Here is a 24,130-nt window from a genome sequence, read left to right as displayed (position 1 = left end):
ACGTATGCGCGCACGACGACCGGACCCCCGCTCCTCCCTCGTCACGGACGCCTCCCCGGAGCTCTTCCAGGAGAACCGGGAACCCGCCCGGGCCCCGCTCGTTCCCTTCGCCGACGCCCGGGCCGCGCTCTCCGCCGGCCCGGCGGACTCGCCGTACCGCCTCTCGCTCGACGGCTCCTGGCGGTTCCGCTGGTCCAGGAACCCCGACGAACGCCCCGTCGACTTTCACACGCCCGACTTCGACGACACCGGCTGGGCGCACATCACCGTGCCCGGCAACTGGGAGACCCAGGGCTACCCGGAACCCGTCTACCTCAATGTCGACTATCCCTGGACCGGCTACGAGCAACCCACTCCCCCTCGGGCTCCCACCGGCTTCAACCCGGTCGGCTCCTACCGCCGCGTCTTCGCCGTCCCCCGCGCATGGTCCGGCCGACGGATCCTGATCTCCTTCCAGGGCGTGAAGTCCGCCTTCTTCGTCTGGGTGAACGGCGAACGGGTCGGCTACAGCGAGGACAGCTACGCCCCCGCGGAGTTCGACATCACCCCCTACCTGCGCTCCGGCCAGGAACCGGTGGTCAACAGCCTGGCCGTCGAGGTCTACCGCTGGTGCAAGGGGAGCTGGCTGGAGGACCAGGATCAGATCGACCTGTCCGGCATCTTCCGGGAGGTGTTCCTCTACTCCGTCCCACATGTGCGCGTGCACGACCTGTTCGTACGGACCGAGCTGGACGACGTCTTCCGTGACGCCGACCTTCGGGTGACCGTGGCCCTGCGCGCCGGCCCCGGGCTCGCGCCGACCCCCGGGCATCGGGTACGCGCCACCCTCCACGACGCGCGTGGTGAGCACGTCCTCTCCTCCACCGGGACCGTCCGCTTCGACGGCTCCGGGGAGGCGACCGTCGAACTCACGGAGCGCGTCACGGCACCCGCCCTGTGGTCGGCCGAGGAACCCCATCTCCACACCCTGGTCGTCGAACTGCTCGACCCGGCCGACAAGCCCCTCGACGTCCGGCGGACCCGAGTCGGCTTCCGCACCCTCTCCTTCGGGCCGGGGAAGCTCACCCTCAACGGCGAACCGCTCGTCCTCCGTGGCGTCAACCGGCACGAATGCGACCCCGACCACGGGCAGGCGGTCCCCGAGCCGCGGATGGTCGAGGACATCCTCATCATGAAACGGCACAACATCAACGCCGTCCGCACCTCGCACTACCCCAACCATCCACGCTGGCTGGAACTGTGCGACGAATACGGTCTCTACGTGGTCGACGAGGCCGACCTGGAGACGCACGCCCTCCGGGACTCCCTGCCGGCGAGCCGGCCCGAGTGGGCCGCCGCCTGCCTGGACCGGATCCGCAGCCTGGTGGAGCGGGACAAGAACCACCCGTGCGTCGTGCTCTGGTCGCTGGGCAACGAGGCGGGCCGGGGTGACATCTTCGAAGTCATGGCCGACTGGGTGCACGGCCGGGACCCGTCCAGGCCGGTGCACTACGAGGGCATGAACGAGGTCGCCGACGTCGAGTCGCGGATGTACGCCACACCGGCCGAGGTCGAGGCGTACGCCACCTCGGGCGCCACCAAGCCGTTCGTCCTGTGCGAGTACGCGCATTCCATGGGCAACAGCACCGGAAATCTCCAGGAATACTGGGACGTCATCGACGCTCACCCTCATCTCCACGGTGGGTTCATCTGGGACTTCGCCGACCAGGCGATCCGCCTCCCGGTCCCCGGCGTTCCCGGGCGGTACTTCCTCTCCTACGGGGGCGACTGGAGCCCCGGTGCCCGCTCGGACGGCAACTTCTGCTGCAACGGGCTCGTCGACGCCGACCGGCGCCCCCATCCCGCTCTGCACGAGGTGAAGAAGGTCTACCAACCCGTGCGCGTCGAAGCCGGGGACCTCGCCGGCGGGACCGTCCGGATCACCAACAAGCACCTTTTCACCGGCCTCCACGCGTACGAACTGCGGTGGGAGGTCACCCGCGACGGCGAAACCGTCCAGCACGGCGTCCTCGCCGCGCCGCCGGCCGAGGCGGGCGGGACCACGACGGTGGAACTCCCGCTGGAGCCGCCGGAGAAACCGGAGCCCGGCGCGGAGTACTGGCTGAATGTGTCGTTCGCCCTCCGGGACGCCACGCCTTGGGCGGAGGCGGGTCATATTGTCGCCCGCGAGCAGCTCGCACTGCCCTGGCGTGCCCCGGCGGCAACCCTGTCGCGCGGGACCATGCCGACCTCGGCGCTGGACATCGCGCAGACAGCCGACTCCGTCACGCTGACCGGTCCTGAACTGCTTCTGAGCCTCGACCGCGCGACCGGGGCCCTGACGACCTACCGGTACCAGGGATACGAACTGCTGACAGGCGGCCCGGTGCCCAACTTCTGGCGCGCGCCCACCGACAACGACATCGGCCGTGGTGCCCATGTCACGCTGCGCACCTGGCGGGACGCAGGGGCACACCGCACGGTCACCGGCATGGAGGTCACCCGGCTCACCGCCTCCGAGGTCACCGTCGCCGTCACCGCCACGCTTCCCACGGCTCCGGCCGACTCGCTCTGGACGACCCTCCTCACGGTGCGCGGTGACGGCGAGATCCTCGTCGGGCACACACTCGTCCCCGGTGAGGGTCTCCCGGAACTCCCTCTGGTCGGCGTCCTGCTGACCGTGCCACCCGCCTTCCGGACCTTCACCTGGTACGGACGAGGGCCCCACGAGAACTACCGGGACCGGCGCACCGGAGCGTTCATGGGCCTCCACCGCGCCTCGCTGGACGCGCCCCGCATGCCCTACGCGCGGCCGCAGCAAGCCGGCGACGTCACGGACGTCCGCCATGCGTCCCTCACCTCCTCGGACGGCTTCGGCCTGACCGTTCTGGCCGAGCCCGGCGGGGACACACATCCATTGGAGATCAGCGCGTCGCGCTGGACCCCCTTCGACCTCGAAGGGCTCGAACACCCTCATGCGGTGGTGGCACGTGAGGGGACCGTACTGGCGGTCAATCACCGGCAGATGGGCGTGGGCGGCAATGACTCCTGGGGTGCCGCTCCGCTGGAGGACTATCTGCTGCCCGCCGATCGCGCGTACAGCTACTCCTACCGCCTGCGGCCCGCACGCTGACGGCCGGTGGCGTGTTCTTCCGGTGGCGGATCTCCCCCTGATCTCCATGAAAGCGAGCGTAGACGGGACGACGCCGGGCGGTTCTCGACTGTCCACAGCCTCGGTCATACGGTCACACCAATGGGAGGAGTCGAGTTGGAACCACCACTGCGTGACATCACCGTCGTCGCCCTCGAACAGGCCGTCGCCGCACCTTTCGCCACCCGTCAGCTGGCGGATCTCGGCGCCCGGGTGATCAAGGTCGAGCGGCCCGGCCAAGGAGACTTCGCCCGGGCGTACGACCGCAGGGTGAAGGGGATCTCCGCCTATTTCGTCTGGGTCAACCGAGGAAAGGAGAGCGTGGCCCTCGATCTCAAGGCCGACGAGGACCGCGCGTTGCTCGACCGGATCCTCGCCCGAGCCGACGTCTTCGTCCAGAACCTCGGTCCCGGTGCGGCCGAGCGCCTCGGGCTCGGCAGCCAGGTGCTGCGCACCCGCCATCCGCGCCTGATCACCTGCGACATCACGGGCTACGGGGCGACCGGCCCCTACCGCGACAAGAAGGCCTACGACCTTCTGGTGCAGTGCGAGACCGGTCTGCTCTCGATCACGGGCAGTCCCGACTCCCCCGCCCGGCCCGGTATTTCCGTCGCCGACATCGCCGGCGCCATGTACACCTACTCCGGCATCCTCACCGCGCTGTACGAGCGTGAGCGCACCGGCGAAGGCACCGCACTGTCCGTCTCGTTGCTGGACGCGCTCGCCGAGTGGATGGGCCAGCCGTACTTCGCGCAGGCGTACGGCGGCGCTCCGCTCACCCGTAGCGGCGCCCGGCACCCGACCATCTCCCCGTACGGGCACTACGCCTGCGGCGACGGCGCACGGGTCTTCCTGAGCGTGCAGAACGACCGGGAGTGGGTGGCCCTGTGCGAGCGGGTGCTGCGCGAGCCCGGGCTGGTCCGCGATGCCCGCTTCGCGGACAATCCGGCGCGGCGCGCTCACGACGACGAGCTGACCGCCGTCATGGAGAAGCACTTCGCCCGGCACACGGCGGACGGAGTCGTCGCCTTACTGGACGGCGCGGGCATCGCCAACGCGCGACTGCGGTCGGTCGGGGAGTTCGCCGACCATCCACAGCTGCGGGCCCGGGACCGCTGGCGTGAGTTCGACTCGCCCGTGGGCCCGCTGAGGGGGTTGCTGCCGCCGGTCTCGGTGGAAGGACGGGAGGCGGCGATGGGCGCCGTGCCGGAGCTCGGCGCCCATACGGACGCGGTCCGGGCGGAGTTCTCGGCGGACCAGGGGCACGCCTAGCGATCGAGGGGGCGCTTCGCCGTCTCCGGGAGGACCGCGTAGACACAGGCGGAGACCAGGCAGAGCCCGGCCACGTACCAGGGGAAGGCCCCGGGGTGGCCGGACTGCTTGAACCAGGTTCCCAGGTAGGGCGCGGTCCCTCCGAACAACGCGACGGTGAGGGAGTAGGGGAAGCCGATGCCTGCCGCCCTGACCCGCGCGGGGAAGACCTCGGCGTTGACCGCGGCGGCGATCGAGGTGTAGCCGGTGAGCAGCACCATCCCCGCGCACTGCACGAGCAGCAGGGAGAGGAACGCGCTGGTGATCGAGTGCAGCAGGGGCACCGCCAGGATCGCGAACCCCAGCGCGAAGCCGATCAGCAGTGGCCGTCGTCCCACCTTGTCGGACAGCAGTCCGCCGAGTGGCTGGAGGAGGGCGAAGAACGCCAGCGAGAGGGTGCTCGCGATCAGGGCGTCACCCTTGTCGAAACCGGCGTTCACCTGGGCGTAGGTCGGCAGGTATGTGGTCCACGTGTAGTAGGCGAGGGTGCCGCCCGCGGTGATTCCGCAGATGAGGAGGGACTCCCGGGGGTGGCGGCGCAACGCTTCGAACAGGGCGGGGCGCTCCGTGTCCGTTCCGTGCGCCGGCTCCCTCGTCTCCTGGGCGCCCTGCCGGATCCAGAAACCGACCAGGCTGATGAGCGCGCCGATGAGGAACGGCACCCGCCAGCCCCAGTCGCCCATCTGCCCCTCGGTGAGCAGATGGGCGAGGAGTGCGGCGATTCCGGAGGCGAGCAGCTGGCCGATGGTGGTGGACACGTACTGGAAGCTGGAGAACAGCCCTCGTCGGCCGGGTCCCGCCGACTCCACGAGGAACGTCGTCGAGGCGGCGAACTCTCCTCCGACCGACAGTCCCTGGATCAGGCGGGCGACGACCAGGACCACGGGTGCGAGCACGCCGGCGGAGGCGTAGGTGGGCGTGAGCGCCACCAGTAGGCTGCCGCCTCCCATGAGCAGGATCGTGGCGGTGAGGGCGGCCCGGCGGCCACGCCGGTCGGCGATCGAGCCCATCAGCAGGCCGCCGACCGGGCGCATGAAGAAGCCGACGGCGAAGACGGCGAAGGTCGAGAGCAGGGGGACGAGAGAGTTTCCGGAGCCCTTGGGGAAGACCCGGTCGGCGAAGTAGACGGCGAGGAAGGAATAGGCGTACCAGTCGTACCACTCGGCGGCGTTGCCGACGGACGCCGCCGCGAGCTGTCGTATCGAGGAACGAGGGGCGGAGGGCGGTGTTCCTGCCGGTGTCGCGGCGGGAGCGCCGTCCATGGGCAGGGACTTGGATTGCGTCATGATCCCCTGGATCCCCCACCCACCCGCCTCGCACACCTGTCCGAGTCCGGTTCTCGCTGGGTGACCCTGCCAGTGGTACGCACGGGGTTCGTACGAAGCCCACAGGTCTGGGTGGCCCTCCCGGCCGACGGCAGTCTCTTCCTCAGCGGTTCATCCCACGCAAGGAAAAGGCGAGATCATGACAGTTCAGGAAAAGGCTCCGGCGGCGGCACTTCGCACGGAGAAGCGGCGGACGGTGGAAGCCACGACGTCCTGGTCGGCCGGCTGGGCGGCACCGGTCCAGCGGCCGAGCTCCGGATTCGAGGAGAACTGGTCCGAGGCCGGCTTCGCCCGTCAGTCCGTCCGCCAGGTCGTGCGTGTCACCAGTGGAGGCACGGCCGCACGGATACGGCTGTCGAACCGGTTCGGTGAGCAGCCGCTGACCGTGTCCGCCGCGAGCCTCGCCCTGGCCGGAGGGGGCGCCGCGCTCCGGCCCGGAACGGCCAGGGAGGTCACCTTCGGTGGCCTCGCATCGGTGACGATCCCCGCCGGGGGCGAGGCGGTCAGCGACGCGACGGAGCTCCACGCCGAACCCTTGGACTCCGTGGCGGTGACGCTCTTCTTCGACGGTCCGACCGGGCCCGCGACCTTCCACGCCCAGGCCTACGCGACCAGCTACCGGGCGGCGGGCGACCGGACGTCCGATGCCGAGGGAGGGGGCTTCGACGAGCGCACCCACTCCTGGTACTACCTCTCCGACGTCGAACTGTCGGGCGGAGAGCCGCTGAAGGGCACCGTGGTGGCGTTCGGCGACTCGATCACTGACGGCTTCGGCTCCACCGTGGACGCCGACCGTCGCTACCCGGACGTGCTCGCCGAGCGGCTCGCCGCGACCGGCGAACGGTGGGCGGTGCTCAACGCGGGCATCGGCGGCAACCTCGTGCTGAGCGACTCCCCGTGGTACGGCGAACGGGCCGTGAGCCGGTTCGAGCGTGATGTGCTCGACAAGCCCGGGGTCAGTTCCGTGATCGTCTTCGGCGGCCTCAACGACATCGGCTTCAGCGAGGTCGACCTGGAGACCTACAAGCCCAATCCTGATGTCACGGTGGAGCAGTTGATCGCCGGCTACCGGTCACTGATCCGGCGGGCACACGACCGTGGTGTCAAGGTCATCGGGGCGACCATCCTTCCTTTCAAGGGGTCGGAATACCACACCCCGCGGGCCGAGGCGAAGCGTGTCGCGCTCAACGAGTGGATCCGCACGTCCGGGGAGTACGACGCGGTGGCCGACTTCGCCGACGCCCTCGCCTCGGCCGAGGACCCCGAGGTGCTGGCGCCCGCCTATGACAGCGGCGACGTCAAGCACCCCAATGACGCGGGTTACCGGATCATGGCCGAGACCGTCGACCCGGATTCCCTCTGAGCCCTCGCGAGGAGCGTCAGACATCGGCCGTCAGGCGGGCGTCCCGGCGCACGAGGGCGGCGTAGTGCCCGTCGTCCGCGAGGAGTTCCTGATGGGTGCCGCGCTCGGCGACACGGCCGCGGTCGAGGACGACGATCTGATCGGCGTCACGGACCGTGGAGAGCCGGTGGGCGATCGTGATCGTCGTCCGCCCCGCGGAGAGCGCGTCGATGGCCTCCTGCACGGCGTGTTCGGTACGGGTGTCCAGTGCGCTGGTCGCCTCGTCCAGGATGAGGACGGGCGGATCGCGCAGGATCGTACGGGCGATGGCGAGGCGCTGCTTCTCCCCGCCGGAGAAGCGGTAGCCCCGCTCGCCGACCAGGGTGTCGTAGGCCTCGGGGAGGGAGGCGATGTGGTCGTGGATCTGCGCCGCCCGGGCGGCGGCGACGAGCTCCTCGTCGGTCGCGTCCGGCTTGGCGAAACGGAGGTTGTCGGCCACCGAGGCGTGGAAGAGGTAGGTCTCCTGCGAGACCACCCCGACGGCGCGGGCGAGCGTGTCGAAGTCGAGGTCGCGGACGTCGACCCCGTCGAGCAGGACCCTGCCGCCGGTGACGTCGTACAGGCGCGGCACCAGATAGCTGAGGGTGCTCTTCCCGGAGCCGGTCGGGCCGACGACGGCCAGGCTGCCGCCAGCGGGAACGGCCAGGTCGATGCCGCTGAGCGTCGCGCCCAGCCGGCCGGCCGCCTGAGCCTCCGGGTCGTAGGAGAACGTGACGTGCTCGAAGCGGATGTCGCCGCGGATCTTCTCCAGCCGCACCGGGCGGTCCGGCTCGGCGATGTCCACCGGCAGGTCGAGGTACTCGAAGATGCGCTGGAACAGGGCGAGCGAGGTCTGCACCTGCACACCCGTGGAGAGCAAGCTCACTGCGGGGCGGAAAAGGCCCTGCTGGAGGGAGACGAAGGCGACGAGCGTGCCCAGCGATATGGCCGGCCCGCCGGTCCGCAGGGCGGCCATGCCCGCCGCCCAGTAGATGACGGCGGGCATGGCGGCCATCACGATCCCGATGGTGGACATCCGCCAGCGCCCGGCCATGCTGGACCGCACTTCGAGTCCGACGAGCCGCTCGGACTCCTTGCCGAACGCCTGGGTCAGTGAATCCGAGCGCCCCATGGTGCGGCCGAGCAGGATCCCGCTCACCGAAAGGGACTCGGTGACCATCGCGGCCATGGCGGCCATCTGCTTCTGCCGCTGGGAAGTGATCCGCTTGCGCTCACGCCCGACGCGCCGGCTGATCCAGACGAACACCGGCAGCAGGAGCATGGAGACGGCCGTGAGCCGCCAGTCCAGGGCGAGCATCGCGACGATCGTGGCGACGACGCTGGTGAGGTTGGAGACCAGCGAGGTCGCGGTGGAGGTCACGGTGGCCTGCATGCCGCCGATGTCGTTGGCGATGCGGGACTGGACCTCGCCCGTGCGGGTGCGGGTGAAGAAGGCGAGCGGCATGCGCTGGAGGCGGTCGTAGACCGCGGTGCGCAGGTCGTGCATCACACGCTGGCCGACCGTGGTGGAGACGAGGGTCTGGAAGACCCCGAAGACGCTGTTGACCACGGCCGCGGCGATCATGCCGATCGCCAGCAGGCTCAGCAGGCCCGTACGGCCCTGCGGGATGGCGACGTCGAGGACCTCGCGCAGGAGGAACGGCGAGGCCACCGAGACAAGTGAGGAAGCGGCGACGAGCAGCCCGACAAGGGCGAGTCTGCCGCGGTAGGGGCGGAAGAGCCGGAGGATGCGGCGCACCTGCGCGGGCTGCTCCGGGTCGGCGGGCGGGGGCGTCCAGTCGGGTTCGTCGTGACGCATGGGCTCCTAGTTCTCTGATCGCGGAGTGCTCTGGGCGCAGGGTGCGGACAGAGGGAATGCGGAGAGGAACGAGCGGAAGGGCGGCGGAATGGCCGAGGGGAATGATGCCGTACCGAGCATAGCTCACTGTTACCTATGCTCACAATGCACTCCGTCCTGGTAATCTCTGATCATGACCGCCTCCGACCCGTCCGGACAGCTGGCCGAGCAGCTGCTGCGCCTCACGCGCCGGCTCCACCGCGCCCAGAAGCGCTATCTGGACCCGGTCGGCATCACCCCCGCCCAGTCCCGGCTGCTGCGCACGGTGGCGCAGTACGAAGAGCCGCCCCGGATGGCGGATCTCGCCCAGCGCCTCGAAGTGGTGCCGCGGGCGGTCACGACGCTGGTCGACGCCCTGGAGGCGAACGGCGCGGTGCGCCGGGTGCCGGATCCCACCAACCGCCGTGTGATCCGCATCGAGCTCACCGAGGCGGGCCGCGCCACTCTGCGGGAGCTGCGGGAGGCCCGGCGGGCCGCGGTCGAGGACATATTGGCCCCGCTCTCCGCGCAGCAGCGGGACACCCTCGGCAGCCTGCTCACCGAGCTCATGCGAGGCCCCGGCCACCACCTCTGAGACAGGGCGGCGCGTACGCGCCGGGTGGGCCCGAAGCCGGACGGCCTCGGGCCCACCCGGGTCGCGTTCAGCAGTTCCGCCTGTCCTCCGTCAGCTCCCCTTGAGCGGTGGCGAGGGTCCGGTCGTGGCAGGTGCCGGGCCCGAACAGCCGGTAGCGCTCACGGGAGACGCCTGTCGCGTGCCGTTGTTCCCGTGGCACGTTCTGGTTGTACGCGGCGTCCCCGGTGTACGTGTCGTCCAGGTGTGACCAGTCGAGCCTCTCACCGGCGCGCACGGTGGCGCTGTCCGAGCGGTCTCCCATCGTCATCACGGTACGCAGCCGCTCACCCGTCCCACCCGTGATCTCGCCGTCCATGGTGTACGCGCGATGGGTGCGGGTGACCGTCGCGGGGCCCCGGCCGCGGGTCACGACGGTCTCGTCGTCGTTCCAGCGGGCCTGGAGGGCGTCCGTCGACTCCCCTTCCGTCCAGCGGTGCGTGGAGGTGTTGGCGACGTTCCGGTCGACGGTCGTGGTGACCCGGCCGTGCGAGGTGTCGAGGTACCCCGAGACCGTGAGCGAGTCGCGGCCCTCGGCGCGCAGCCGGTGCTCGGTGCCCGGTTGATGCGTGACGGTGCCCGCCGGCTCCCCCGCCCGGTGGGCGGTCAGGGCTCCGGTGACCCGCGACGCCCCGGCGTCCTGCCAGACCAGGACGTTGGTGGGCGTGCTCCAGCCGCTCTGCCCTTCGGGCACCCCGGCCACGGATATCGCGATCCGGTGCGGCTCGCCGTCGTTCAACTGCCCGGCGAACGGCGTGAGGTCGTACTCCACGGGCCGCACGTCGAAGGCGCGCGGGCCGGGGATGACGTACCACAGGAAGGGGTTCGACCATCCGCCCGTCCATACGGTCGGGAAGGGCGCGGCGATTCCCGCGAGTCGGCCGTCCACCGAGACCCTCACCTCTCGGTAGGGGCCGTCCTTGGCCTTGCAGGAATACGGCGCGGCGTCCGGCACGGTGAGGTACCAGAACTCCTCGCAACCGCCGCCCGAACCGGTCGCGTAGACCTCGGCCACGATCCGCTCACTGTTGCGCGGCGTGGTCAACTGCCCCTCGTAGACCGTGCCCACCTGGTGCGCACCGTCCAGGGTGAGGACTTTGTCCGGTGTCCGGGCGGGCTTCACGCGCCCCTCGGCGGCGTAGAACGTCAGCGTCACCTTGACCTTGATGACGCCCGTGTAGGTGCTGTTCACGAGATTGCCGATGAGCATCTCGACCGGCTGCCGGTCGCGCAGCGTGGCGGCGTAGCGGGTGACATCCTTCTCGACGTTCCAGGTGATCCCTTCCGGTGAGGGTTCCGGCGTGGAGGTGCGCAGTACTTCCACACCGCCGATCCGCAGATAGCCGAGACGGTCGTACTGCCGCCCGGCGACGGCGCCTTCGAGGCGCAGGACGACCTTGTTCCAGCGGTCGCCGCATGCCTTGGGCGGGAGATACGTCCCCCGGTAGGGGGTGTAGTCGCGGAATTCCGTGTCGGCGACGGTGACCTTGCACGAGGTGGTGTCCGGTACGGACACCGGGGGCCCGGCGGTGACCGGATCGTGCCAGTCGGTGCCGAATTCCGTGGGCGGCGCCGAGGCCGTGGCGGGGCCGATGCCCAGCGTCAGGCCGACGGCCGCGGCGCACAGCGCGAGAAGCAGTCGTCTCATGTGGCAGGAGTGAAGCGCTTCGTACTGCCGTACGCCAGTGCTCCTTTGGCCGTATCCGGGGCGGGGTGGGAAAACCAGTTGAACGCCGTGGTCGTGTGGCGCAAGCCTTGCACAGGCCCTCTCCGCGCCCCGACCCCCTGGGATGTCATGCAGATTCGCGATCTTCCGTATACCGATCCCGGCCGACCTGACGTACGGTCGGGGCCGCGGTTCCTGCTCTGGCTCGGGCGGAAGCAGGTCGCCGGCCAGGTCAAGGCCATGCTGTGGGGCGTCCTGCACATGGCCGCGGTGGCGTTGCTGCCGGTCGTCCTGGGGATCGCCGTGCAGGCCGTGGTCGACCGGTCCGGTGGCCGGTTGGCGCTGGCGGGCGGGCTGATGGTGCTGCTGGGCACGCTGATCGCGCTGGGCGACACGATGCTGCACCGTGTGGCCGTCACCAACTGGATCACGGCCGCCGCCCGGGTGCAGCAGCTCCTGGCCCGGCGCACGGCCGAGTTGGGGGCCACGCTCACGCGCAGGGTCGCGGCCGGTGAGATCGTCGCGGTGTCGACGGGTGACGTCGAGAAGATCGGCTGGTTCGTCGAGGCCTTCTCGCGGTTCCTCTCCGCCGCGCTGACGACGGTGGCGGTGTGCGTGGCGCTCGTGATCTACCAGCCGACGCTCGGTGTGGTCACGGCGATCGGGGTCCCGGTGCTGGTCCTGGCCGTGCTGCCGTTGCTGCCGCACGCGACGAAGCGGGCCGACGACCAGCGTGACAAGGCGGGCCGGGCGACCGAGCTGGCGTCCGACACGGTGGCCGGTCTGCGAGTGCTGCGCGGCATCGGTGGCGAGGAGCTGTTCCTGACTCGCTACCGCCGGGCCTCGCAAGAGGTCCGCAAGGCGGCCGTGCACAGCGCCCGGATGTGGGCGCTGATCGCGGCGGTGCAGGTGCTGCTGCCGGGGCTGCTGCTGATCGCGGTCGTCTGGTACGGCGTCGGACTGGTCCAGGACGGCCGGATCGGTGTGGGCGAGCTGGTCACGGTCTACGGCACGGTGACGTTCCTGCTGTTCCCGCTGCGCCAGTTCGAGGAGATCGCGATGGCGTACTCCTTCTCCCGCCCGTCCGCGGCGCGCGCCGCGCGGGTGCTGGCACTGCGGCGCACCGTGCCGGCGGCGGACGCCGCACGGGCCGGCAAGGCGCTGTCGGGCGATCTCCACGACCCGGCGAGCGGGCTGCACGCCCCGGCCGGCCGGCTGACCGCGGTGGTCTGCGGCGACCCGGACGCCGCCGGCCGGCTCGCCGAGCGGCTGGGCGGGCACGCGACCGGTGCGACGGAGGCACCGTCGGTGCTGCTGGGCGGTGTGGCACTGGACGAGGTGCCGCTGGACGAGGCCCGTACGGCGGTGCTCGTCCAGGACAAGGACCCCGTGCTGCTGTCGGGGACGCTCGCCGAGCTTCTCGACGTGCCCTCCTCGGGAGAGGTAGGGGCCGACGCGGCGCTGAAGGCGGCGCAGTGCGGCGATGTGCTGACCGCGCTGGCGCAGGCGTCGGCGGACGACTCCGGTGATCCCATGCGGACCCGGATCACCGAGCGCGGCCGGTCGCTGTCCGGAGGGCAGCGCCAACGGCTGGCGCTGGCCCGGTCGCTGGTCACCGACCCGGAGGTGCTGGTGCTGGACGAACCGACCTCGGCGGTCGACTCGCACACGGAGGCCCGCATCGCGGACGGCCTGAAGGAGCTGCGGCAGGGCCGTACGACGGTGGTGTTCTCCTCCAGCCCACTGCTGCTGGACCGCGCCGATCGCGTGGTGTTCACCCGGGAGGACCGGGTGGTGGCCGTGGGCAGACACCGCGAGCTGCTGCGTGACGCTCCCGCGTACCGGGCGGTCGTCACGCGCGAGACCGACGAGGAGGGCGCCGGGCCCGCGCGGAGCGCGGCCGGTGCGGACACGGGGGCGCTCGACACCGAGCTCACCCGTCTGGAGAAGACCGAACAGATCGAGGAGTCGGCATGATCGGCGTGGCGCCACCGGCGTACGACCCGGCGGCACCGGAGTCGGCGACGACCCTGCCGGTCGCCGCGCCCGCGACCGTACGGAGCTATGTACGGGGGATGCTCCGCAGGCACCGCAAGGCCTTCGCCCTGCTGGTGGCGGTGAACGCGGTCGCGGTGACGGCCTCCATGGTCGGCCCGTACCTGCTGGGCGGCCTGGTCGAGAACCTGTCGTCGGGGAAGGAGGACCTCCGGCTGGGGCAGGCGATCTCGCTCTTCGCGGTCGCCTTGGGTGTGCAGACCGTGTTCGTCCGGATGGTGCGGCTGCGCGGGGCGGTGCTCGGCGAGGAGATGCTGGCGGACCTGCGTGAGGACTTCCTGGTGCGGTCGGTGGCCCTCCCGCCGGGCGTTCTGGAGCGGGCGGGCACGGGTGATCTACTGTCCCGCATCACCACCGACATCGACCGGCTGGCGGAAGCCATGCGGGAGGCCGTGCCGCAGTTGGCGATCGGTTTCGTGTGGGCCGGGCTGCTGCTGGGCGCGCTGACGTTGACCGCGCCGCCGCTGGCACTGTGTGTGCTGGTCGCGCTCCCGGTGCTCGTGATCGGTTGCCGCTGGTACTTCCGGCGGGCACCCGCCGCCTATCGGTCGGAGGCCGCGGGGTACGCGGCGGTGGCGGCCTCGCTCACGGAGACCGTGGACGCGGGGCGGACGATCGAGGCGCACCGGCTGGGTGAGCGCCGGGTGGAGCTCTCGGACCGGCGGGTGGCGGAGTGGACCCGGTGGGAGCGCTACACGCTGTGGCTGCGCTCGGTGCTGTTCCCGGTGATCAATGCGACGCACTCGCTGGTCTTCGGCTCGGTGCTGATCGTCGGTGGCGTCTTCGTGCTCCAGGGCTGGGTCTCGGTCGGCCAGCTGACGACGGGAGCGCTCTTCGCGCAGATGCTGATCGACCCGATCGGGCTGATCCTGCGCTGGTACGACGAGCTCCAGGTCGCCCAGGTGTCGCTGGCCCGTCTGGTGGGGGTCCGTGAGATCGAGCCGGACGGCGCGGACGAGGACGTGGCGCCCCGGGGGCGGACGGTGCGCGCGGACGAGGTGCGCTTCGGCTACCGGGAGGGCAGCGACGTGCTCCACGGTGTGTCCTTGGAGGTCCCGCCGGGCAGCCGGGTCGCGCTGGTCGGGCCGTCCGGCGCGGGCAAGTCGACGCTGGGCCGGCTGCTGGCCGGGATCTACGCGCCGCGCTCGGGCAGGGTGACGCTCGGCGGCGCGGAGCTGGCGCGGATGCCGGCGGAGAGCGTGCGCCGGCACGTGGCGCTGGTCAACCAGGAGCACCATGTCTTCGTGGGCTCGCTGCGGGACAATCTGCGGCTCGCCCGCGCGAGCGCCGACGACGGCGAGCTGTGGGAGGCGCTCGCGGCGGTGGACGCGGAGGACTGGGCGCGGGCCCTGGAGAGCGGCCTGGACACGGAGGTCGGTTCGGGCGGGGTCGTGCTGACCCCGGCCCAGGCGCAGCAGGTCGCGCTGGCCCGGCTCGTCCTCGCCGATCCGCACACGCTGGTGCTGGACGAGGCGACGTCGTTGCTGGACCCGCGCGCGGCCCGGCACCTGGAGCGTTCGCTGGCGCGTGTGCTGGAAGGCCGGACGGTCGTGGCGATCGCGCACCGGCTGCACACCGCGCACGACGCGGATGTGATCGCGGTGACGGAGGACGGCCGGATCACCGAGCTGGGCAGCCACGACGAGCTGGTCGCGGCGGACGGCGCGTACGCGTCGCTGTGGCGCTCCTGGCATCAGTGACCGGCGCGTCGGTGACCGGCCGGGGCCGGGGGCCGGGAGGTCAGATGACTCCCAGGCCCCCGAGCCCGCCCACGCCGCCGAGTACGACGAAGGCCGGCATGAGTACCTTCAGCTCCACCCAGCTGCCCGCCCGGAAGCGCATGGCCTTCGGCGGCCCGACGGGGTACCAGCGCTTGCGGCCGATGGGTATCGGCCAGAGGATCGGGCACCCGGAGACCGTGAGCGCGTCCCCGATGTCGTGCACGAGGGCGCCGAGGACGATGGGCAGGCCGAGCCACATGTACTCCTGGCCCGCGCCGGTGAAGAGCCAGTCGGCGCCGTTGCCCGGTTCGTTGAGGACTCCGGCCAGGATCCAGGCGCTGGTGGCGCCGAGGAGCCACACCAGGACGTCGCTGGAGGTCCGGGCCATGCGCCACAGCAGCCCTTCGACGGCGAGCACCAGGTGGACGAAGAGGATGCCGAGCACGGCCCAGCGACCGCCGGTCATGGCGAGGACCGAGGCGCCGGTGCCTATCAGCACCGCCCAGAGCCAGGTGTGGGTGAGGGTACGGTGACCGCCGTTGCGCCGGGGGTCACCATGGCCCCGGGTGGCCTTGTAGACGGAGTGCGACAGCTTGTCGATGATCTCGCAGAGGCCACGTGAGATCGGGCCGAACGCTCTGGATATCGTGGCGGACTTGTGGTCGAGGTCGGGCGCGAGTGCCGCGCCGGCGCAGATCAGGGCGCCGACGATGAGCACGGGCCAGGGCATGGGGTGCCCGGCCGCCGCGACCGCCGATCCCACCCCCAGCCAGGCGGCAGCGCCTGAGAGCGAGTGCGCCGGTCCCATCATTCCGATTCCACCCCTTTTGTAGGCCGAAGTCCCGTTTTTCTGACATCGGGTCGGCGACTCAGCGTAGCCCCCGATGATCATCGATCCGCCGCCCGGTTCTCTGATCCGGCCATGGGCCAGGCAGTATGGAGGCGTGACCCTTATCGATCAGATGCCGAGCCATGCCGACCCCGATGCCCTCTTCGAGGCTTTCTCGACCTGGGCCGAGGAGCGGGGTATCTCGCTGTACCCCGCGCAGGAGGAGGCACTGATCGAGGTCGTCTCCGGCGCGAACGTGATCCTGTCGACCCCGACAGGGTCGGGCAAGAGCCTCGTCGCGGCGGGCGCGCACTTCACCGCGCTGGCCAACGACCAGGTGACCTTCTACACCGCGCCCATCAAGGCGCTGGTCTCGGAGAAGTTCTTCGACCTGTGCAAGATCTTCGGCACGGAGAACGTCGGCATGCTCACCGGCGACGCCTCGGTCAACGCCGACGCGCCCGTGATCTGCTGCACGGCCGAGGTCCTCGCCTCCATCGCGCTGCGGGACGGCAAGGACGCCGACATCGGCCAGGTCGTGATGGACGAGTTCCACTTCTACGCGGAGCCCGACCGGGGCTGGGCCTGGCAGATCCCGCTGCTCGAACTGCCGCAGGCCCAGTTCATCCTGATGTCCGCGACGCTGGGTGACGTCTCCCGCTTCGAGGAGGACCTCACCCGGCGCACCGGCCGGCCCACCACCGTGGTCCGCTCCGCCACCCGCCCGGTCCCGCTGTCCTACGAATACCGCGCGACGCCCCTCACCGAGACCCTGACCGAGCTGCTCCAGACGCAGCAGGCACCGGTGTACATCGTGCACTTCACCCAGGCGGCCGCCGTGGAGCGGGCGCAGGCGCTCATGAGCATCAACATGTGCTCGCGCGAGGAGAAGGACGAGATCGCCAAGCTGATCGGCAATTTCCGCTTCACCACGAAGTTCGGACGGAACCTCTCGCGCTACGTCCGGCACGGCATCGGCGTGCACCACGCCGGCATGCTGCCCAAGTACCGGCGGCTGGTGGAGCGGCTGGCCCAGGCCGGTCTGCTGAAGGTCATCTGCGGTACGGACACGCTCGGCGTCGGCGTCAACGTGCCGATCCGCACGGTGCTGTTCACCGCACTCACGAAGTACGACGGCCAGCGGGTGCGCACGCTGCGGGCCCGGGAGTTCCACCAGATCGCGGGCCGGGCCGGCCGGGCCGGTTTCGACACGGCCGGATTCGTCGTCGCCCAGGCGCCCGAGCACGTCGTGGAGAACGAGAAGGCGCTGGCCAAGGCGGGCGACGACCCTAAGAAGCGGCGCAAGGTGGTCCGTAAGAAGGCGCCCGAGGGCTTCGTCAACTGGGGCGAGAACACCTTCGAGAAGCTCATCGCCTCCGAGCCGGAGCAGCTCACCTCCCGCTTCCGCGTCACGCACGCGATGCTGCTGGCCGTCATCGCGCGGCCCGGCGACGCCTTCCAGGCGATGCGCCGGCTGCTGGAGGACAACCACGAGCCGCGCCGGAACCAACTGCGGCACATCCGCCGCGCCATCGCCATCTACCGCTCGCTGCTGGACGGCGGCGTGGTCGAGCGGCTCGACGAGCCCGACGCCGAGGGCCGGATCATCCGCCTGACGGTGGACCTCCAGTCGGACTTCGCCCTCAACCAGCCGCTGTCGACCTTCGCGCTCGCCGCCTTCGAGCTCCTCGACCCGGAGTCGCCGTCCTACGCCCTGGACATGGTCTCCGTCGTCGAGTCGACGCTCGACGACCCCCGGCAGATCCTGGCCGCGCAGCAGAACAAGGCACGGGGCGAGGCCGTCGCGGCGATGAAGGCGGACGGCGTCGAGTACGAGGACCGCATGGAGCGGCTCATGGACGTCACCTACCCCAAGCCGCTGGAAGAGGTGCTGTCCCACGCCTACGACGTCTACCGCAGGAGCCACCCCTGGGTCGGCGACCACCCGCTGTCGCCGAAGTCGGTCATCCGCGACATGTACGAGCGCGCGATGACCTTCACGGAGTTCACCTCCTTCTACGACCTCGCCCGGACCGAGGGCATCGTGCTGCGCTATCTCGCCAGCGCGTTCAAGGCGCTGGACCACACCGTGCCCGACGACCTCAAGTCCGACGACTTCGAGGACCTGATCGCCTGGCTGGGCGAGATGGTGCGCCAGGTCGACTCCAGCCTGCTGGACGAGTGGGAGCAGCTGGCCAACCCGGAGGTGGAGACGGCGGAGCAGGCCCAGGAGCGGGCCGACCAGGTGAAGCCGGTCACCGCCAACGCCCGCGCCTTCCGGGTGCTGGTGCGCAACGCGATGTTCCGCCGGGTCGAGCTGGCCGCCCTCGACAAGGTCGGCGAGCTCGGCGAGATGGATGCCGAGGCCGGCTGGGACGAGGACCGCTGGGGCGAGGCCATGGACGCCTACTGGGACGAATACGACGAGCTGGGCACCGGCCCGGACGCCCGGGGGCCGAAGCTGCTGCGGATCGAGGAGAAGCCGGAGGACGGTCTGTGGCGGGTCCGGCAGACCTTCGCCGACCCGAACGGCGACCACGACTGGGGCATCTCCGCCGAGGTGGACCTCGCGGCCTCCGACGAGGAAGGCCGCGCGGTGGTCCGCGTCATGGACGTCGGTCAGCTGTAGCCTCCGAGGCACCGCCCGCGCGGTGCCCTCGAGCGGTGAAGGAGTGCCGATGACCAGTCCCACCGACCGGCTGGTGGGTCTGCTCGACCTGGAGCAGATCGACCTGAACATCTTCCGGGGCCGCAGCCCGGACGAGTCGCTGCAGCGTGTCTTCGGCGGCCAGGTGGCCGGGCAGGCGCTGGTCGCGGCGGGGCGGACCACCGACGGCGACCGTCCCGTGCATTCGCTCCACGCGTACTTCCTGCGCCCCGGCCGGCCCGGGGTGCCCATCGTGTACCAGGTGGAGCGGGTGCGCGACGGACGGTCCTTCACCACCCGGCGGGTGGTGGCCGTCCAGCAGGGCCGTACGATCTTCAACCTCACCGCCTCCTTCCATCACAGCGAACCGGGGTTCGAGCACCAGGTGGCGGCGCCCCGGGTGCCGGGCCCCGAGGAGCTGCCCAAGCTCGCCGACGAGATCCGCGAACATCTCGGCGGCGAGCTGCCGAGCGCGCTCCGGCACATGGAGCGCAGGCTGGCCTTCGACATCCGGTACGTGGACCGGCTGCGCTGGACCGCGCGGGAACTGGCCGACGCGGAACCGCGCAGCGCGGTGTGGATGCGCGCGCTCGGACCTCTCGGCGACGACCCGCTCGTCCACACCTGCGCCCTCACCTACGCCAGCGACATGACGCTCCTGGACGCGGTGCGCATCCCCGTCGAGCCGCTGTGGGGGCAGCGCGGCTTCGACATGGCCTCCCTGGACCACGCGATGTGGTTCCACCGGCCCATCCACGCCGATCAGTGGTTCCTCTACCAGCAGGAGTCCCCGATCGCGACGGGTGCCAGGGGGCTGGCCCGAGGCCAGATCTTCGACCGCGAGGGTCGGCTGCTGGTCTCGGTGATGCAGGAAGGACTCTTCCGCAAGATGCCGTGAGAGGCCGTGAGAGGCACCGGGGAACCGGCACCGGGCCCACACACCGCCAGGCGCACGGACGGAGCGTCACCTCCGGCCCCGCAGCCGCCCCCACAGCGCGCGCAGCCCCACCGCCGACTCCGGCTCCGGCAGCGCGTCCCGGGCCGGCCTCACCTCACCGGCCGAAGGTTCTTTCCGGACCGAAGGCTCTTCCGTGACCGCCACCTCTACCCGGCGCCCTTCGGGCCCGGTGACGGGGCAGGCGGCACGGGCCCGCGCCAGGGCGGCCGTGAGCTGCTCGCGGTACCAGGCGATCTCCCCGGGATCCGTCGCCAGGGTCACCCGCTCCACCACCGCGCGGACGAGCTGCGTGTCCGCGCGGACGGCCGACAGCTCCGGCCTCAGCTCGCTCACGCGGGCCCGTTCGTACGGATCCGGTACCGCGTCGGCCAGCTGCTCGGGGCCGAGCACCGACGCCGTGGCGGCCGCTCGCTCCCACGGATCGTCGGTCAGCGCCAGCAGCTGGTCGAGCCGCCGGGCACGCCACCCGCGGGCTCTGCGGTCCTCGCGCTCCTCCAAGGCGTCGCGCAGGGCCGCCGGTGTGCGTCCGGTGAGGAGTTCGGGGCTCGCGTCGGCGAAATCCACGAGATCGGTGGCCAGATAGTGCCAGACCACGGCGCGATAGCGGTTCACGTAGAAACGGACGGGGGCGAAACAGCCGGCACGGGCCAGGCGTCCGAACCGGGCCGGGCTGATGCCCATGAGCTCGGCCCCCTCGGACGTGCCCACCACCCACACTCGGGTGCGCAGGGCCTCCGGGAACCCTGGGGCGCCCATGTGCCGGTCGATCTCCTCCCGCGCGATCCGGCGCCGGCCGCCCGGCCCGGCGGTGAAGGTCCGCACGAGCCCCAGCTGGACGGCCAGCTCGAACTCGCGCGGCTTGAGCTCCAGCTCCCGCGCGGCCCTCGCGAACGGGACAGCGGCCACGGCCGTCCCCCGCTTCTGACACTGCTGCACTGCCATGACAGCCTCCCCGCCCCACTTCGGTCACCGACAGTGACGAAGATAGTGCCGGGTCGCGACAGCGCGTCAGCCCTGTGGATAACTCCCGTCAGCGCCCACGCCCCGGGGCGGTGCCGTCGGCGTCCCCCTGTCGGCGGGTCTCGATGCCCAGATGTTCGCCGACACGGTTGACCAGCAGCGTCATCTCGTAGGCGACCTGCCCGATGTCCGCGCCCGGCCCGCCGAGGACGCACAGGCAGCTCCCGCCCCCCGCCGCCGTCACGAACAGCACGCCTTCGTCGAATTCGACCATCGTCTGGCGCACCCCGCCCGCCCTGAACTGCCGTCCGGTGCCCTTCGCCAGGCTGTGCAGCCCGGACGCGACCGCCGCGAGGTGCTCGGCGTCCTCCCTCTCGAGGGAGGTGCTCGCGCCCGTCACCAGGCCGTCGTTGGACAGCACCAACGCGTGGCGTATGTTCTCGACGCGCTCGGTCAGGTCGTCGAGCATCCAGTCGAGTTCCTTGCTGAGTGCCATGTCCCGCCTCCCCGTTCCGCTCTTCCCCGTGACTGCCGTGCCAGCCTTGCCCACCGGCGCGCCGTCGGCAACCCGCCCGTACCGTCGGCACGTCCCTGTCGGCCGGTTGGCGCAAGATGGGGACGCGGCGCGGACAAGGTCACGAAGGCCGACGCCGTGTCCGGACGGCCGGGCAGCCGCCCGGACAACCGATTCCCCCCTCGCCGAAGGAGCCATGACGTGAGCGACGACCCCACCCGGGTGCGGGAGTTCTTCACCGCGCGGGCCGACGACTGGGACGCCAGGTTCCCCGACGACGGGCCCGCCTACGGTGCGGCGGTCGCCGACCTCGGCCTGCGCCCCGGTGACGTGGTGCTGGACGCGGGGTGCGGAACGGGCCGGGCATTGCCGGCGCTGCGCGGGGCCGTGGGCCCGCGCGGGGTCGTACTGGGCGCGGACCTCACACCCGCGATGCTGCGGGCCGCCGTACGGGCCGGCCGGGACAGCGACGGAAAGCTCCTCCTGGCGGACGTCACGCGGTTGCCGCTCCGGGACGGCTCGGTCGACGCCGTCTTCGCGGCCGGACTCGTCTCCCATCTCGCCGACGCGGAGGCGGGCTTCCGCGAGCTGGCGCGGATCGTCCGTCCCGGGGGCCGCCTCGCGCTCTTCCACCCGGTCGGGCGGGCGGCGCTCGCCGCGCGCCATGGGCGGCGGATGACGGCGGACGACGAGCGGGCGGAGGAGAATCTCGGGCCGCTCCTGTGGAGGGGTGGGTGGCGGATGGTGTCTTATGCGGATGAGGACGCGCGGTTCCTGGTCATCGCGGACCGTTCGTGACGCGTGGGGGTGAGCGTTGCCGGGTCTGTTGCCAGGACGGTACCGCCGGGGGCAGTGCGATCAGGGCGGGAGCGGGTAGCCGTTCCGGCCCGGTCGGCTCTTTCCCCGGCCCCGCCCTTCCCGGAACCGGGGCTCCGCCCCGGACCCCGGACCTCACACGCCGGACGGGCTGAATCGCCCTACGCCACCGCCGCCACGAAGTCCTCCGGATTGTCGAACATGATGTTGTGACCGGCCCCCGCGATCGTCCTTACGGTCACCCCGGCCGCGGTCAGTTCCGGACGGCGGGGTATGTCGTCGCCGTGCTCCCCCACCAGGTACACACGCGGAATGTCGAGTTCCAGGAGCATGGCGCGCATCGTCGGCGTGGTCCCGCGGACCAGGGCGACCGCGGTGCGGTGGAGGGCGGTCGGGTCCGCCAGGCGCATCGTCGCGCGCCACAGGGGGCCGACCCGCTCCAGCGTCTCCTCGAAGCCCCCGCCCCGCACGAACGCTTCCTCCGTGTAGGCCGCGATGCCGCTGCTCCCGGCCGTCCTGGGCGGGTTCGGGTCGAGGTTCGCCTCCGCCAGGACCAGGCGTGAGACCAGGTCGGGACGCCGGGAGGCGAGCACGACGGCGACGGCGCCGCCCATGCTGTGCCCGATCAGCTCGGCGCCGCGCGCCCCGGCCACGTCAAGGACCGCGGCCAGGGCGTCGGCGTGTTCCTCCAGGGTGTAACCGAAGTCGAGCGGGCGGTCGCTGACGCCGTGTCCGGGAAGGTCCACGAAGAGCGACCGCCGCCCGGCCAGGGCCGGGTCCGCGGCGATGTGCGCGTGGTAGACGGCCGAGGACGAACCGAGGCCGTGGACGTAGACCCGCGCGGGTCCCTCCCCCGCCGCCTCGGTCCATCGCACGAACGCCCCCGCGGGACCGAACCCGACCTGCCGCATACCCCGCACCCCTTCGACGACTCCACTCGGAAGAGCCACACTATCCCCGCGCTTCGAGCAACCGTTCGCCGGGCGGGCGGCGGGTGAGAGCGGGCGTCACCTCCCGTGGGGCACCGGGCACGCTCCCAGCCGCTTGGCCGCTTGAGCGCCGTGGAAGGTACCGAGTTCGGCGACGTCGTAGCCGTTCGGATAGCCCTTGATCTCGCGGTTCTGGCGGGCGTGGTGCGGGGTGCGCCTCGGCGGGAGGAGCCGCACGGCCTTGGCCCTGGCGCGCAGCGCCCCCTGGACCAGGGCGCGGGCGGCGGGGTGCGGGCTCTCGTAGCGGAAAGCACGCAGCAAAGGCTCGTCCAGGAGCGCCTTGCTCGCACCGCGGACAAGCGGAGCGAGAGGCGCCGGATACCAGGAGGCCATCAGGTCCAAAGTGGCGTCCGAGACGGCCCTTCCGTCCTCGTCCCACCCGAAATGGGCATCCTCGTACTCGTCGAGGCAACGGCCGAAGTCGTCGTAACTCTCAGGTATGTCCTGGATACCCATATGCCGGCCGAGGGTCCGGTAGTAGGCCGCCATGGCCCGTCGCTCGTGCTCGGAAACCCTTCGCCAGCCGTAGCGGTCGAGCCACCTTCCGGGCACCGCGACAAAGGTGCACAGGACGTAGCGCATATCGTCGTTGCTGATGTCATAGCTGCGGTGCATCTGGTTGATACGGCGGATCGCGGACCTGCCGGTCGTGGTGTCGAAACCGTGCTCCACGACCGCGTCGAGCAGCAGCGTGGTGTCGTCGTACCGCTTCTGCGTACGGTTGACGAACTCGCCGGTCTCACCCAGGAGACGGCCGATGCTGGGCACGGCGTAAGTCCTGTAAAGGGCGAGCTCCAATGCCCGCGCCATGTCCCAGGGGAATTCGAGGGTCGACGTGATCTGATAGATCCGGAGGAAGTCATTCTCGGGGTCGAGCCGCTGAATCTCCCTGAGCCGGTCGAAGCGTTTCACCGCGCTGTCTCCCTTTCGTTCGTCGGAGGTTCAACTCTACGTCCGAAGGGCACACTTGAACGACCGCACGGCAAACTCTTCACGGGGCAGGTGATCCGCGTGTTCGACAAGCTCCGCAGGCGTTTCGAGAATGCCTGGCACGTCCCCTCTCCGCCACCGCCCGCGGGCCGGCAGCGGAATCTCTTCGAGGCGGCGGCCGTCTACGTGGCGGCATGCGCCGAGGACGACCACGAGCGGTGCGCGGAGGCGTCCCGGTGGGTGTCGCCGGAGGCCCTCTGCTTCGGCGTGAACGAGCTCGCCTGTCGCGCCGTCATAGCGCTCGCCCGCGAGCACGACGAGTCACCGCAGCGCGTGGCACGGTCCCTGCTCGGCCTGCCAGGGGCCTGAGACAGCCGCCCCTCGGGCACGCGCTCACGTTCCGCTCCGCCACTGTTCCCCGCCCCGTCAC

General features: G+C 71.1%; 18 protein-coding genes. 10 read left to right on the top strand and 8 right to left on the bottom strand.

Features of this window, described 5'->3' with window-relative positions:
* The first annotated feature begins 4 nt into the window (after positions 1-4).
* On the top strand, positions 5-3,112 hold the full coding sequence (gene lacZ / locus LUZ64_RS07865; protein ID WP_095580421.1) for a beta-galactosidase, LacZ type: 3,108 nt from the start codon (positions 5-7) through the stop codon (positions 3,110-3,112).
* 120 nt (positions 3,113-3,232) lie between these two features.
* Positions 3,233-4,402: a CaiB/BaiF CoA transferase family protein gene (locus LUZ64_RS07860; protein ID WP_095580423.1), complete on the top strand. Its 1,170-nt coding sequence runs from the start codon at positions 3,233-3,235 to the stop codon at positions 4,400-4,402.
* On the opposite strand, the gene LUZ64_RS07855 is transcribed toward LUZ64_RS07860, so the two are convergent.
* Positions 4,399-5,727: an MFS transporter gene (locus LUZ64_RS07855; protein ID WP_211304971.1), complete on the bottom strand. Its 1,329-nt coding sequence runs from the start codon at positions 5,725-5,727 to the stop codon at positions 4,399-4,401. The genes LUZ64_RS07860 and LUZ64_RS07855 overlap by 4 nt on opposite strands.
* A 178-nt stretch (positions 5,728-5,905) precedes the next feature.
* Here LUZ64_RS07855 and LUZ64_RS07850 point away from each other — a divergent pair, with 178 nt between their 5' ends.
* The gene (locus tag LUZ64_RS07850) at positions 5,906-7,129 is read left to right on the top strand and encodes an SGNH/GDSL hydrolase family protein (protein ID WP_095580425.1); all 1,224 of its coding nucleotides are present in this window, start codon (positions 5,906-5,908) and stop codon (positions 7,127-7,129) included.
* Between the two features lie 16 nt (positions 7,130-7,145).
* Here LUZ64_RS07850 and LUZ64_RS07845 read toward each other — a convergent pair whose 3' ends face one another.
* Positions 7,146-8,966, bottom strand: a complete 1,821-nt coding sequence (locus tag LUZ64_RS07845; RefSeq protein WP_095580427.1) for an ABC transporter ATP-binding protein — start codon at positions 8,964-8,966, stop codon at positions 7,146-7,148.
* Between the two features lie 172 nt (positions 8,967-9,138).
* On the opposite strand from LUZ64_RS07845, the gene LUZ64_RS07840 reads away from it, so the two are divergent.
* Complete coding sequence (locus tag LUZ64_RS07840; protein ID WP_095580429.1) at positions 9,139-9,579, top strand: MarR family winged helix-turn-helix transcriptional regulator; 441 nt, start codon at positions 9,139-9,141, stop codon at positions 9,577-9,579.
* A 67-nt stretch (positions 9,580-9,646) separates the two neighbouring features.
* Here LUZ64_RS07840 and LUZ64_RS07835 read toward each other — a convergent pair whose 3' ends face one another.
* A complete protein-coding gene (locus LUZ64_RS07835; RefSeq protein WP_095580431.1) occupies positions 9,647-11,263 on the bottom strand; it encodes a peptide-N4-asparagine amidase in 1,617 nt (538 codons plus the stop codon).
* 147 nt (positions 11,264-11,410) lie between these two features.
* Here LUZ64_RS07835 and LUZ64_RS07830 point away from each other — a divergent pair, with 147 nt between their 5' ends.
* Positions 11,411-13,258 carry an ABC transporter transmembrane domain-containing protein gene (locus LUZ64_RS07830; RefSeq protein ID WP_095580433.1) on the top strand — a complete coding sequence of 616 codons (1,848 nt, stop codon included), beginning with the start codon at positions 11,411-11,413 and terminating at the stop codon, positions 13,256-13,258.
* Complete coding sequence (locus LUZ64_RS07825) at positions 13,255-15,036, top strand: ABC transporter ATP-binding protein (RefSeq protein ID WP_095580435.1); 1,782 nt, start codon at positions 13,255-13,257, stop codon at positions 15,034-15,036. Before LUZ64_RS07830 ends, LUZ64_RS07825 begins: the two co-directional genes overlap by 4 nt.
* A gap of 40 nt (positions 15,037-15,076) precedes the next feature.
* Here the strand turns inward: LUZ64_RS07825 and LUZ64_RS07820 are convergent, their stop codons facing one another.
* The gene (locus LUZ64_RS07820) at positions 15,077-15,868 is read right to left on the bottom strand and encodes a metal-dependent hydrolase (RefSeq protein ID WP_095580437.1); all 792 of its coding nucleotides are present in this window, start codon (positions 15,866-15,868) and stop codon (positions 15,077-15,079) included.
* A gap of 133 nt (positions 15,869-16,001) precedes the next feature.
* Here LUZ64_RS07820 and LUZ64_RS07815 point away from each other — a divergent pair, with 133 nt between their 5' ends.
* Both LUZ64_RS07815 and LUZ64_RS07810 read left to right on the top strand, forming a co-directional pair.
* Positions 16,002-18,515: a DEAD/DEAH box helicase gene (locus LUZ64_RS07815; protein WP_095580439.1), complete on the top strand. Its 2,514-nt coding sequence runs from the start codon at positions 16,002-16,004 to the stop codon at positions 18,513-18,515.
* Positions 18,516-18,564: 49 nt separating this feature from the next.
* Positions 18,565-19,431 carry an acyl-CoA thioesterase gene (locus tag LUZ64_RS07810; protein ID WP_087925030.1) on the top strand — a complete coding sequence of 289 codons (867 nt, stop codon included), beginning with the start codon at positions 18,565-18,567 and terminating at the stop codon, positions 19,429-19,431.
* 66 nt (positions 19,432-19,497) lie between these two features.
* On the opposite strand, the gene LUZ64_RS07805 is transcribed toward LUZ64_RS07810, so the two are convergent.
* Both LUZ64_RS07805 and LUZ64_RS07800 read right to left on the bottom strand, forming a co-directional pair.
* On the bottom strand, positions 19,498-20,433 hold the full coding sequence (locus LUZ64_RS07805; RefSeq protein WP_095580441.1) for a DUF6397 family protein: 936 nt from the start codon (positions 20,431-20,433) through the stop codon (positions 19,498-19,500).
* Between the two features lie 88 nt (positions 20,434-20,521).
* Positions 20,522-20,947: a roadblock/LC7 domain-containing protein gene (locus tag LUZ64_RS07800; protein WP_095580443.1), complete on the bottom strand. Its 426-nt coding sequence runs from the start codon at positions 20,945-20,947 to the stop codon at positions 20,522-20,524.
* Between the two features lie 219 nt (positions 20,948-21,166).
* On the opposite strand from LUZ64_RS07800, the gene LUZ64_RS07795 reads away from it, so the two are divergent.
* Positions 21,167-21,763 (top strand): class I SAM-dependent methyltransferase, encoded by a 597-nt coding sequence (locus LUZ64_RS07795; protein ID WP_095580445.1) that lies wholly within the window; start codon positions 21,167-21,169, stop codon positions 21,761-21,763.
* A gap of 179 nt (positions 21,764-21,942) precedes the next feature.
* Here LUZ64_RS07795 and LUZ64_RS07790 read toward each other — a convergent pair whose 3' ends face one another.
* Positions 21,943-22,692: an alpha/beta fold hydrolase gene (locus LUZ64_RS07790; RefSeq protein WP_095580447.1), complete on the bottom strand. Its 750-nt coding sequence runs from the start codon at positions 22,690-22,692 to the stop codon at positions 21,943-21,945.
* A gap of 96 nt (positions 22,693-22,788) precedes the next feature.
* A complete protein-coding gene (locus LUZ64_RS07785; protein WP_095580449.1) occupies positions 22,789-23,682 on the bottom strand; it encodes an oxygenase MpaB family protein in 894 nt (297 codons plus the stop codon).
* A 99-nt stretch (positions 23,683-23,781) separates the two neighbouring features.
* On the opposite strand from LUZ64_RS07785, the gene LUZ64_RS07780 reads away from it, so the two are divergent.
* Entirely contained in the window at positions 23,782-24,069 is a 288-nt protein-coding gene (locus LUZ64_RS07780; RefSeq protein WP_095580457.1) for a hypothetical protein, read from the top strand.
* Positions 24,070-24,130: the final 61 nt, after the last annotated feature.

The organism is Streptomyces albireticuli (genome assembly GCF_021228125.1).
GTDB lineage: Bacteria > Actinomycetota > Actinomycetes > Streptomycetales > Streptomycetaceae > Streptomyces > Streptomyces albireticuli.
This window is presented reverse-complemented; position numbering and strand designations above follow the sequence as displayed.